The sequence below is a fragment of the Bacillus cereus genome (assembly GCF_015071065.1).
Taxonomy (GTDB): domain Bacteria; phylum Bacillota; class Bacilli; order Bacillales; family Bacillaceae_G; genus Bacillus_A; species Bacillus_A cereus_BA.
On sequence record NZ_VOVA01000020.1, the window covers coordinates 59,113 to 70,938 of the forward strand.

Consider the following 11,826-nt stretch of genomic DNA (forward strand, 5'->3'; position numbering starts at 1 on the left):
ATTTTTGATAAAGAAGGGAGAAAAACGCTTCTCCCTTGTATAGTTTTCTAGCCATCTAGATAGGATAAAATAGTGAACGAGTGCTTGATATCATGCTAGGATTGTTGTGTTGTACGAAGTGATAATGCGTTGTGCTGCCTCTTTTTCGTATATGTGCTGTAATGCGGATTGAGCTTACGGTTTCTTGCTGCAAATACGGCTCCAATTAAGCCAAGTGCGACACATACAAAACCAATCCATTTTATGTATGGATTTTCGACTTTACTGTCTGTTGCTGGAAGGTTACTTTCTACTTTATTTGGTGTTTGTTCTAGTTGTGGTTTCATAACAATCTTTTGTGGTTGCTTTATTTGTGGAGTGACGGATTTTTCGGTGCTTTTGGTTGTTCCAGTAACTGTGGTTGTGGTATTTCTAGTTTGTGTGGTTAATCCGGTTGATGTTATATCGACTTCTTTTGCCCCTTCACTGAATGCCTAATAATTTGACCAGCTTCTTTAATTTCAAAAGAATAGGTTTCTGTTAAGTAGATATTCATCTGATACAAATGTTTTTTATATGTGTATTGAAATGATAAAAATCAGAAATTCCAGATTTAAAATCTTAAAAAATAACAATAAAATTGTACCTTTTCTACGCAGTTCATTTACAATATAAATGTATAATTATTTTTTTGAAAATAGTTTATTCCACCTTTGCCCGATAGTAAGTTGCAAAAAAAAGGTTCTCAATTGGTTCTTCAAAAAAATCCGCAATACTTTTTGCTCTACTAAAAATCAAACCTTTTCTCCCCGATTCTACATCGTATAAAGTACTTGTAGGAATTTTTGAACCCTTTGAAACTTCTTTAATTGTATAACCCTTTGACTCACGAATTTCTCTTAGAACTGTCAAATATCTCACCCCCTTATTTACAGTTTATTCGTCTTTAAGCCCAAAGTCAACGCATATCGTGTTAACTTTTTTGAAAAATAACAACAATATAGTTAAAAGGAGCTAAAAATCATGTTTGGACAAAGATTAAGAGAATTAAGAAACAAAAAAAACATGAGCGCTACCGCTCTCGGAAAAGCATTAGGGATTGCACAAACAACAATTTCCAATTGGGAAAATTCAGGAGCTGAGCCAAATTATGAAATGTTAGTAAAAATCTCACGTTTTTTTGGTGTTTCAGTTGACTATTTAGTTGGAAATGACGATGATTCTAATAAAAATGAAATAAGTAGATTAGCAAAAGAATTATATGAGGACCTTAATTCAGTCTCTGAAGATGAACGTCAAGAAATAGAAAAAGGATTATTAGAATACATAGAATTTCTCGGGTACAAAGTTAAAAAAACAAAGAAATAAATTTCCCCCTTTTAATTTACTCTCTTTCTTAGACTAGATTTTGAGTTTTTATTTTTTCGTATATACGTTTTTAATTTACTGTGTAGTTCAACATAATCGCTTGTTTGTGACAACACTGATACCAAGAAATCATAATCAACTCGTTTACATATATTTTTCTTTTTCATCAAATAGGCACTCTCCTGTGAGATGGATTTTATTTTATAAATCCCTATTTTTACGCATTAGTGGAACGAAACATTACAAATTACCAACAAATGTTCCACTCCTTAAATAACAAATGACACTACAATTTTTTGTAGTGTCATCGTTTAACAAGCCTATCACCCAGCACCGCCACCAGGATCTATCATCATATATTGAATAACTTTAGCAATACTCCCTTGCATGGGGAGCATTGCTAATGCTGTTATTGTAATTAGCAAATAAGTTTTTTTTGTCCAATTTTTCACTTGTACCACCCCTACTTCAATTTTAGTACATTTTTAGGAAGTTCTGCATAGAACAAGTCGTTATTCCTCTCAAATGCCAATAATGCTTCTCTCATTAAAGCCATATCTTCTCTTGCAAGAGCCTGAATGAACACTTGTAGCGGTGTCAAAAAACCATTTTTCCTTTTGATTTCTTCAATAAGATTATCTGCTTGTTGATTCAACCCTCTTTTGACATACAAATATGCAAGTTCTGCCGGATTTTTTGGTTTTATATCATCTAGATCCTTTTCAAGATGTATGTTAAGAAAATCTAGAGTAGTTTGTATCATTTGTTTTTTCTTGAGCATTTTTTTGTTATTTGGGGCTATCATAAGTTGCAACCCTTTATCCAAGTAATACTTAGATAATTCATAATCGCTTAGTATATATGTCTCACCCATGATACAATATGCTGTTGCTTTAGGTATTAAAGCTACTTTCCCTTGTCTAGCAATCATTTCATTACATAATTCTCTTGCCTTTTCTAGCTCGTTATTCCTATGAAAACTTGTAGCAAGCAATTCCATAGTGCGTAATTCATAAGAAGAACGTAAAAATGGATTTTTCATTTTTTTAATTTGTGATAATAAATCATTTGTATATTCACTTACCAAATTATAATTTCGATGATCAAAAAAAGCATAGATTAGTGAAAAATCCATTGGAATTTTGCTGATATCATCTGCACTCTTTCTCTGTTCCATTTTCTTTTTCACTGTTTTTAAAAAAGTTTGCGTATTCATGTTTCCAGCATTTCTTAAATGAAGTAATTCATAAGCATATGCAAATTTACGATTCAGTATATTGTTAGATCCTTTTTCCTTATCAATTAAATACTGTAATACATCTAATTCTCCACACATATCCAAATATTCCAAGGCAACTCTCAAATTCACTTTACGCTTTGCTTCTTCACAATATTTCAGTACTTCCGTTTTCCTAAAATTATAATCATGTGGATATAACATATTCAATATTTCAGTATAAATATAAAAATCAAACTCTCTTTTCCTAGTAAATGAATCATTTATTTTAGAATGACTAGTATCAAATATTGCTGCAAGTTGTCTATTAGTAATACCTTTATCATTTAAGTCTTTATGGATTCTTTCTAGAATCATGGTATACCCTCACATCCTCTTGAAATGCTAATGTATAGGAAATTCTATACGTATAGAATATTCTGTAAATACATCTTAACAGAAATGAATGAAACTTTCGTTCCAATATACATTATTCTATATTTCTATATAATTATCTTAATTTTCAGTAAATATAACACACTTTCTCATCTGAATTTTAACCTATTCTTAGTTGATATTTCAAAAAACTATGTGTAAAATAGTTTACAAATACATTATAAATTACCTATATTAAAAACGGTTCGATTAATGCTACTAATATTAAATTTATATAAAAAATAAAACCCCACCGCACGGTTTTTAATTAGTCTAGGTCGGCAAACTTCGAACTAATTAAAAACTCCTCTGGATAGGGTTTTAAATTCACATTATAAATGTATGTGTTTTTCTCTAATATCATACTTGATATTAAAATTATACCATAAGGTACATACGATGTGAATATAAAACCTCTGTTTTCCTGTTTATTTGTGGTGGGAAAATTAGGAGGTTTTTTCTGTGTTGTTGCACAACTTTTTACTTAGTCGAGCAAAAGCGGAACTAAGTCCCCACATCAATCACTTATCAAAGAAAACTGGGGCTATTAATCAAGCAATCAAGAAAGTTACTACTTATATTGATAATATTGTCCTAGAATATGAAGGTGTTACCACAAAAGATTATCTTACCAAACGAAAATATGAGGCATTAGAAACTGTTTTATCGTATTTAGTACAAGAAGGGTATTCTCAAGTAAAGCAAGAGCATATCAGCAAAAAATCAGGTATTTCAAAACCAATTATTAACTACGTGTTTAATTGGTTACAAGACTTGGGAGTTTGCCAACAAATCAAAGTACGAAGACATGGTAAAATTGCCCCTTCAATTTACATTTTAACTCTACATAGCAATTATTTAAAAATCATTGAATATTTCAAGGTGAAATGTGCTGTAGCAATTGATGTTTGTTCTACTTTCACTAAATTTTTAAAGAAAAAACTCTTTAAAAAAGTTATTGAATCCAAACATGAGGAAAAGAATACTTTATCTAATGGCATAGATATTTTAAATTTTGAAGAACTAGAAAGATCAAATACTAATTCACAAAATGCTATTGATAGATTACAAGATTTAAATGATTACTTAAGTGAAGATCAGAAAAAAGCATATCGCTATATAACAAGTCAACCAGTAACATATTTAACAGAACAGGACGCTTATACTATAGCCTTAAGAATGCCGAAAAAAATTGATCGTTATCAAAGATGGGATTTTGAAAAATGCGTTGAACGTTTTGAATATAATCAAGCTGAAATAAGTAATCCCGCTCATTTTATGAAATTGTTCGCTGAAAAATCTAAACAAAGAAAAGAGCGTAACGATTATGAAGCGAAAGAAGCCTTAACTAATATGGAACATGCACAAAAATATGAAACCAAACTTCCAATTATAGACTGGCTTAATAACAAGAAAATGGATTCCATTCTGCAAAAAATGGGCGCTCTAAAGCCCTAATAAAAAAACATCTAAAACTTAGCCTTGCTCAAAAATAATATAATTAGCAAGGCTATTTGTCATGTACTCTTATAATCCCCGAGCAACGTACTATTTTTCCCAAAAAAGAAATTCAAAACACCTCTCAGATCTTATAATTATTTCTCTTTTTCTAAACTATTCAGCTATGAAATTTCTACTCATACGAAACTGAAAATTCTATCATTTACTCATAAATTAACCTTGCAATTTACTAAGGTAAAATCTTGAGTCCCTTGATACAGCTAGCCTAGCATCTCTAAAATAGATTCTAATGTTTATAATGATTTTATTTTTTAAACAAGATTTAATAAATACAGTATTCTATCCTAAAAGGGAAACATTATACGTATGTTCTTTATCATTTTCTGACAGAAGACTCCCTCTTAATTTTTGTGATTATTTGGGGAAATATATCAAATTTATAAAAAAGTAGGGAAGCTTGTGTATTTTTACAAACTTCCCTACTTTTTTACGTATTATTTAAGTTATTTTTTAAATAATTTAGCGAACCATGATTTTTCTTGTTGAGTAGATGCAACTAACTTTTTGGTTTCTTGTATTTCTCGAACCACTTCTAATAACTGCTGATCTCTATTGTTTATTTTTCTATCAATAGTCTTTTGCTGTTCATCAATCTTGTTCGTTAGTGTTTGATTAGTTTGTTCTAAATTGTCTATGCGTTTTAAAAGTTCCATATTCATAGCTTTTTGCTCTTGAAAATATATAGAAACCTCTTTCATACTCTCATACATCGTCTGAATAATTGGTTTCGTTATTTCGTTGTCTTCATCACTTTCCTCTACTACAATATAATCTACATTTTGTTTTAACATCTGTTCTATTATTTCTGGTGGCTCTTGTGCATCTTTCATGTTAGCAATTAATTTAAAAAGCTCTAATGCTTCCTGTTCATATCTCAGCGTTCGCCCCTTCGTCCCTGCAACGGTTGGTAAGTATGGTTTGAATTGATCCCGCCAGGCCTGAAGGGTTGTCCGTGGCTTCCCAAGCATCCTTGCTATATCTGCAAGGGAATATGTTTTCTTATAAGGTTCTTCCCTATTCAATCCATCATCCTCCCCTCATCGTTATTTGTTGTTATTGCATTGTTATTCATCATCATTTATGTCGGTCATGTTATCGTTTTACTATTATTCATCATCATTTATGCCGGTCATGTTGTCATTGCATTGTTATTCGTCATCATTTATGTCGGTCATGTTGTTGTTTTACTATTATTCATCATCATTTATGTCGGTCACGTTGTTATTTTTCTGTTATTCATCATCATTTATGTCGGTCATGTTGTTGTTTTACTATTATTCATCATCATTTATGTCGGTCATGTTGTTGTTTTACTGTTATTCATCGTCATTTATGTTCGACATGTCGGCGTCTAACTGTTATGTGTTTAATTCGTTTGAAAGAAGGTATTTCCTTGTTTATTTTGAATTTTTTAAGTATATAGGTTAATTAAATAATAAGTATGATTCAAGTCGTACTTATTATTTAAAGTGTTCTTATTTTTGATTAAATGTGCTAAAGCATAATCAAAAGTAGGACTTAAGTCGTACTTAATGTATAAAGGGGGAATTATAAATGAAAATTGGAAGAAAAGTAGCGGATTTCGGAAATAGTTTTAATAATTTCATGGTTGATGGTTATTATATTGAACTTGCAACGAATGTAGTTAAAATTTCAAAGAAACAAGCTGAGGATTTACTTGTTGATCGTATTTCTAGACCAGAAGATTTACTAGATAGATTACTAATTTCCACTGAAATCGAAGGTGAAGAATCTTTCTATTTAGTTGGGCAATTAGCTGAAGATAATCAGTTAGCAAACTCACATGTAAATAAGATGCACGATAAAATAAATAGTCCTATCCCATACGTATGCTTTTTAGGAGCACTTGCATATTATCATGCCCTTACAGCTGATCAAGAAGATAATGAAATTGAAATTGAACACATGAGTATGATGCTTCCAATTTGGCTTTTAAAGCGCGAAGATAAATTTAGCATTGCCCATAAAAAAATGGAAGAAAGATTTAACGGTGAACATAAAGTTAAAGTGTTAACACCAGGAATGGAGAAAGAACTAACTATTACAGTCCATTCAGCAAAATGTAGAAATGAATCAGAAGTTGCTAGACATTCTTTAAAATATAAAATGGTTTCAAAAGATCAGAATACAAATGTAATTAGTATTGAAAAGCGCTATGAATCTGAGAGATTCGATGACTATGAAGTAGTTTTAACTGACATTGGTGGCGGTTCTACAGATGCTGTGCGATTAGGTAAAGGGCTTACTACACCTAAGCACAGAGATTCTTTCCAAGTTATCGATATTGAGCCATTCTTGGGATACCTAGAACGCTTTAGAAAAGAAAAATTGATTCAATACTTTAAGGATCTAAGAACATTAGAGAAATTTATAGTTAATAAATATAAAGTACAAAAGTATGTACTATCGAATGAAAATACTGGTGAAGAATATGATTTTACAAATGAAATGGTAGAGGCACTGAAAGAATATGCAAGAATTTTAGTTGCTAAAATTCTTGATGTATTCATCCCATCTAGTACGAATACAGTATTGAAATTCATTTATATCGGAGGCGAAGCACCCGTTTTAGAACCATACATCCGTCTCGCTTTATTGAATCATATGTCAGAAATGGCTGCTAAAAACAATCACTTCTTCTTGAACGATATTATTCAAAATAGCGACAAAGAAGTATTTGCTCCAACTTCACGTACAATTAATCTAGCTGCATTAGAATTAAAAGTAATTGATGAGATGAAGGGACAGTTAGCCTAAAATAAAGGGACGTGCTGATAATGGCTAAAAATAGAAAAATGGCATTACATGCTGATAATATGCCTGAAGATGTATATAGGATCCTTAATGAAAAAGCTAATGGTAGACAATTAACAGCATTTGTTGTTGAACTGGTACAAAATGAAAAACGTTATGAGCAACTACTGCAGAAATTAGATAATGTAGAACAGAGATTAAATCTTTTAAATACAGTTGAAAATAAATTGGATCTTTTACTTTCTAATGGATTTGTTCCCGCACAAAGACAAGAAGATTTAAAAACAGAGGAGCCCATATTGCAAGAAGGTAAAATTATTAACGCTAGGGTAGTACTTGGTGGGATTTCTGAAGAAGATAACGAAGAGCTTGATTTCTAACTAGTAAAGAAGACCTTTAGGTATAATCCTAAGGTCTTTTTATATTTATGTGACCTAAATTCTGTTGAATTGAACTACCCTCCACTTAACACCCTTATAGGTTGTTTGAAGTGGGGGATTAGCCTACTAGGATAATCCCGTAGTTCCTACGGTTAATACGAAATTCGTACGGTATCACAATCTTATTTTGGCTTTTTGACATCTAGAAATAGACCTGTTTTTTGTAGCACGAATCCCACTGACTTAAGTCATCTTTCCCCTTTAGGGATCGAAGTGTCAAAATGAAGTAGTCCTGATATCACGGCTATAATCTTCTTTATAATATAGATATATCCCTATTTCTATAATTAGATATTTCCCTACGCCTCTACTTTTATTATTACAAATGGGGAGGGAAGGGGAGCCTTTGAAAATTAATGATTCCATTGTATGTACCACATACCACTACTATACTCTTTCTTTTAATATAGATATATCCCTATTTCTATAATTGGATATTTCCCTACGCCTCTACTTTTATTATAGAAATGGGGGTATAAGGGAAGCCTTTGAACAAATTAATGATTTCACTGTATGTACCACATACCACTACTATACTCTTTCTTTTAATATAGATATATCCCTATTTCTATAATTGGATATTTCCCTATGCCTCTACTTTTATTATTACAAATGGAGGTATAAGGGGAGCCTTTGAAAATTAATGATTCCATTGTATGTACCACATACCACTACTATACTCTTTCTTTTAATATAGATATATCCCTATTTCTATAATTGGATATTTCCCTATGCCTCTACTTTTATTATAGAAATGGGGGTATAAGGGAAGCCTTTGAACAAATTAATGATTTCACTGTATGTACCACATACCACTACTATACTCTTTCTTGTAATATAGATATATCCCTATTTCTATAATTGGATATTTCCCTATGCCTCTACTTTTATTATTACAAATGGAGGTATAAGGGGAGCCTTTGAACAAATTAATGATTTCACTGTATGTACCACATACCACTACTATACTCTTTCTTATAATATAGATATATCCCTATTTCTATAATTGGATATTTCCCTATACCTCTACTTTTATTATTACAAATGGAGGTATAAGGGGAGCCTTTGAAAATTAATGATTCCATTGTATGTACCACATACCACTACTATACTCTTTCTTGTAATATAGATATATCCCTATTTCTATAATTGGATATTTCCCTATGCCTCTACTTTTATTATTACAAATGGGGGGAAGGGGAGCCTTTGAAAATTAATGATTCCATTGTATGTACCACATATCACTACTGTAGTCTTCTTTACAATATAGATATATCCCTACCTCCGCTATCAAAAATATTGAAGTAGGCCATAGTCATCAAGTTACGCTTATGCAACGTCAATGATAGGAATGGGCGGGCTTTTTTAACTGGTAATATCACAATTCTCTCATTTTGGGATATTTGCTTTTCTTAGCTTGACGAGCATGAGATATGGGGATATAAGGACTTTTTCAAAAAATGAATGGAGTGGTATAAATGACAGATTCTATTGCATGTACCACATATCACTGCTATAATTTTCTTTATAACATAGAAATATCCCTATTTCTATAATTAGATATTTCCCTATTTTTCTAATCTTTTCACTAAAATATAGAAATAGGGAAATCTTCCAGAAAATAAATGGAGTGGTATAAATGGCTATTACAATTACTGTTGGGAATTACAAAGGCGGCGTTGGTAAAACCACTAATGCTGTATTAAACTCTTATGAATTCGCAAAAAAGGGGAAAAGAACTTTACTCGTTGACCTTGATCCACAGAGTAATGCAACAAAATCTCTTATGTTAACAAAATCTATCCTTAATCCTGACGAAAAGATAGCTTTAACTAAAACATTGATGAAAGGAATTCAAGAGGGGAATTTAGATGGATTAGAAGTTGAAATAATGGAAAATTTACATTTAATTCCTTCTTATGTTGATTTTCAAGATTTCGCAAAATTTCTATATAAATCGTGTTTTTCGGAAGAAGAGGAAGATTTCTACTTTAAGGAATTGCTTGAGAAAATAAAACATAAATACGATTACATATTTATCGATGTTCCACCTATGTCGATTGAAGTTACAAAAAATGCAGTTGTAGCTTCTGATTATGTTCTTATAACTCTACAAACACAAGAACGTTCTCTTACAGGTGCAGAAAACTACATTAACCAACTAATAAAATTAAAAGAGCAATATAATCTTGATATTGAAGTTGTAGGTATTCTTCCAGTTCTATTAAAAAATAATGGTAAAGTGGATGAATACATTATGGAAAATGCTCGTGAAATTTTTGGTGAAGAAAACCTATTTAAAAATATCGTTCCACAGATGGAACGTATTAAAAGGTTTGATGTTAACGGTATTACTGAAAATGATAGACATGATTTAAATGTAATAGAACTATACGAAAAAATTAGTGATGAATTATTATCTCGTATCAATGTTTTTGAAAGTATGAAGGTTGGTGTATAACATGGCAAGAACTCCTGGATTATTAGGCCGAAAAAAGAGCAATTTTGACCCAACAGATCCTTATATCCCAACCGAGGATTCAGTTGTAACAAAAAGTGGCGAAGATACTCCTACTTTTCCACCTAAAAATGAACAAGAACAAGTAAATCAGCAGGAACAAAAGAAGGAGCAAACACCAGAGAAAAAGACATTTAAAAACCAACAAGGTAGTATTAAAATTTCTAGTCAATCTAAGGAAGAGCTTGGAGCACTAATGAAACTTACTAATACGAAATATGCTCATGAAATAATAGATTTACTTATACATCATTATGTAGAAAATCAATTAACTCCCGAACAGAAAAGGAAATTCAAATTATTAACAGAGATTTAGAAATATAGAAATATCCCTACATAGAAATAGGGATATTTCTATATTTTTTTGTTTTTAAAAAATAGCCTCACCAGAACTTCCTCCACAACCTTTCCTTCTCTCGCCCCACTGCAACATCCTTATGTAAATTGATAATAAAGTTATTTAATTTCGATATAAAAATATAGCAAGGCTCTTATATTTTTTTATAGTAAAACTCTTTAAAGTTGTTTAATTCATGTTGAACTAAAGTACCCGTTACTCTATTTAATTAGATAAGTAATTTATTAGAAAAATTATTAATTGCCTGAATAGCTAATTCCAACGCTTTTATCTATTCAAGATCAGAAATATCATTTTAGTTTCATTTTCATTGTAGTCTATCGTTTTTGACATCAATGATTTAAGCAATATCCGTTAATTTTATAGTTCTATTACGTGTATCACATATCATCCCTGTGCTCTTCTCCCATAGTATAGAAATATCCCTATTTCTATATATCCCTGATTTTTTATCAAAAATAACGAAGATACTCCTGTTTCTTCACCTGAAAACGAGTAAAGACAAGTGAATGTATGGAATTTTAAAACCAATAGGGCGGTTTAAAAACTTCTAGCCAATCTTATGACTCATGAAGAGCTTGGAACACTCATGAAGCTCACTATTAAGAAATATACTCATGAAATAATAGATTTACTTATACATTATTATGTAGAAAATCAATTAACTCCCGAACGGAAAAGGAAATTTAAATTATTAACAGAGATTTAGAAATATAGAAATATCCCTACGTGAAAATAGGGATATTTCTATATTTTTGTAGTTAAAAAAATATCGTCACCGCAATTCCCTTATAATATTCCCTCATCAATCGCTTTGTCACTTAAGCTAACTATTTAATATCTTCTTTGTACTTGGCTACATTAACACACCATTATTTTTGAGCTAGTAGCGTCATTCTTTTTATTTCTTCAAATGTAGCTTCGAAATAATGTTTGTTCAAATTGATACTAATAACCTTGATAAATGAACAAAAAGAAAGAGCGTGTTTTGAAAATAGATTGATCAAAACAGACTCTTTCTTTATTTAATTTATAGAAATGAAGGTATAGGAGAGGACTTTGGATAAGTTGCTGGAATAATATACATTACTGATTCTATTTTATATACCACATAACACTACTCTAATCTCCTTTTTAATATAGAAATATCCCTATTTCTATAAGTGGAAATTTCTATATCCTGTTGCTTTTGTTACAGAAATAAAGGTATAGGAGA

Annotated in this window: 11 protein-coding genes and 1 pseudogene; 7 read left to right on the plus strand and 5 right to left on the minus strand. The window is 30.9% G+C overall.

Features of this window, described 5'->3' with window-relative positions; all coding sequences use genetic code 11:
• Nucleotides 1–173 precede the first annotated feature (173 nt).
• Nucleotides 174–565 (minus strand): annotated as a pseudogene (locus FT637_RS30125) (adhesin); the annotation flags it as partial.
• A gap of 116 nt (nt 566–681) precedes the next feature.
• Nucleotides 682–891 carry a helix-turn-helix domain-containing protein gene (locus FT637_RS25860; protein ID WP_193648731.1) on the minus strand — a complete coding sequence of 70 codons (210 nt, stop codon included), beginning with the start codon at nt 889–891 and terminating at the stop codon, nt 682–684.
• A gap of 111 nt (nt 892–1,002) precedes the next feature.
• Here FT637_RS25860 and FT637_RS25865 point away from each other — a divergent pair, with 111 nt between their 5' ends.
• Complete coding sequence (locus FT637_RS25865; protein WP_193648732.1) at nt 1,003–1,347, plus strand: helix-turn-helix domain-containing protein; 345 nt, start codon at nt 1,003–1,005, stop codon at nt 1,345–1,347.
• Nucleotides 1,348–1,670: 323 nt separating this feature from the next.
• Here the strand turns inward: FT637_RS25865 and FT637_RS30380 are convergent, their stop codons facing one another.
• Complete coding sequence (locus tag FT637_RS30380; protein WP_264675657.1) at nt 1,671–1,799, minus strand: hypothetical protein; 129 nt, start codon at nt 1,797–1,799, stop codon at nt 1,671–1,673.
• A gap of 11 nt (nt 1,800–1,810) precedes the next feature.
• Nucleotides 1,811–2,941, minus strand: coding sequence for an AimR family lysis-lysogeny pheromone receptor (locus tag FT637_RS25870; protein WP_193648733.1), 1,131 nt, complete (start codon nt 2,939–2,941; stop codon nt 1,811–1,813).
• 519 nt (nt 2,942–3,460) lie between these two features.
• On the opposite strand from FT637_RS25870, the gene FT637_RS25875 reads away from it, so the two are divergent.
• Entirely contained in the window at nt 3,461–4,456 is a 996-nt protein-coding gene (locus FT637_RS25875) for a Replicase RepFR55 (protein WP_193648734.1), read from the plus strand.
• A gap of 506 nt (nt 4,457–4,962) precedes the next feature.
• Here FT637_RS25875 and FT637_RS25880 read toward each other — a convergent pair.
• Nucleotides 4,963–5,541, minus strand: coding sequence for a DUF3967 domain-containing protein (locus FT637_RS25880; RefSeq protein WP_193648735.1), 579 nt, complete (start codon nt 5,539–5,541; stop codon nt 4,963–4,965).
• Nucleotides 5,542–5,580: 39 nt separating this feature from the next.
• On the opposite strand from FT637_RS25880, the gene FT637_RS25885 reads away from it, so the two are divergent.
• The 5 genes from FT637_RS25885 to FT637_RS25905 all read left to right on the plus strand — a co-directional run bounded on the left by FT637_RS25885 (nt 5,581) and on the right by FT637_RS25905 (nt 10,568).
• Nucleotides 5,581–5,874, plus strand: a complete 294-nt coding sequence (locus FT637_RS25885; RefSeq protein ID WP_193648736.1) for a hypothetical protein — start codon at nt 5,581–5,583, stop codon at nt 5,872–5,874.
• A 199-nt stretch (nt 5,875–6,073) separates the two neighbouring features.
• Nucleotides 6,074–7,297: a ParM/StbA family protein gene (locus FT637_RS25890; protein ID WP_193648737.1), complete on the plus strand. Its 1,224-nt coding sequence runs from the start codon at nt 6,074–6,076 to the stop codon at nt 7,295–7,297.
• A 20-nt stretch (nt 7,298–7,317) separates the two neighbouring features.
• Nucleotides 7,318–7,674: a hypothetical protein gene (locus FT637_RS25895; protein ID WP_193648738.1), complete on the plus strand. Its 357-nt coding sequence runs from the start codon at nt 7,318–7,320 to the stop codon at nt 7,672–7,674.
• A 1,699-nt stretch (nt 7,675–9,373) separates the two neighbouring features.
• Nucleotides 9,374–10,195, plus strand: coding sequence for a ParA family protein (locus FT637_RS25900; protein ID WP_193648739.1), 822 nt, complete (start codon nt 9,374–9,376; stop codon nt 10,193–10,195).
• 1 nt (nt 10,196) lies between these two features.
• A complete protein-coding gene (locus tag FT637_RS25905) occupies nt 10,197–10,568 on the plus strand; it encodes a hypothetical protein (RefSeq protein ID WP_193648740.1) in 372 nt (123 codons plus the stop codon).
• Nucleotides 10,569–11,826: the final 1,258 nt, after the last annotated feature.

Excerpts from the sequence above, each read along its gene's own strand:
- FT637_RS25865 (WP_193648732.1), top strand. The coding sequence starts at position 1,003 with ATGTTTGGACAAAGATTAAGAGAATTAAGAAACAAAAAAAACATGAGC.
- FT637_RS25870 (WP_193648733.1), bottom strand. The coding sequence starts at position 2,941 with ATGATTCTAGAAAGAATCCATAAAGACTTAAATGATAAAGGTATTACT.
- FT637_RS25890 (WP_193648737.1), top strand. The coding sequence starts at position 6,074 with ATGAAAATTGGAAGAAAAGTAGCGGATTTCGGAAATAGTTTTAATAAT.
- FT637_RS25895 (WP_193648738.1), top strand. The coding sequence starts at position 7,318 with ATGGCTAAAAATAGAAAAATGGCATTACATGCTGATAATATGCCTGAA.
- FT637_RS25900 (WP_193648739.1), top strand. The coding sequence starts at position 9,374 with ATGGCTATTACAATTACTGTTGGGAATTACAAAGGCGGCGTTGGTAAA.
- FT637_RS25905 (WP_193648740.1), top strand. The coding sequence starts at position 10,197 with ATGGCAAGAACTCCTGGATTATTAGGCCGAAAAAAGAGCAATTTTGAC.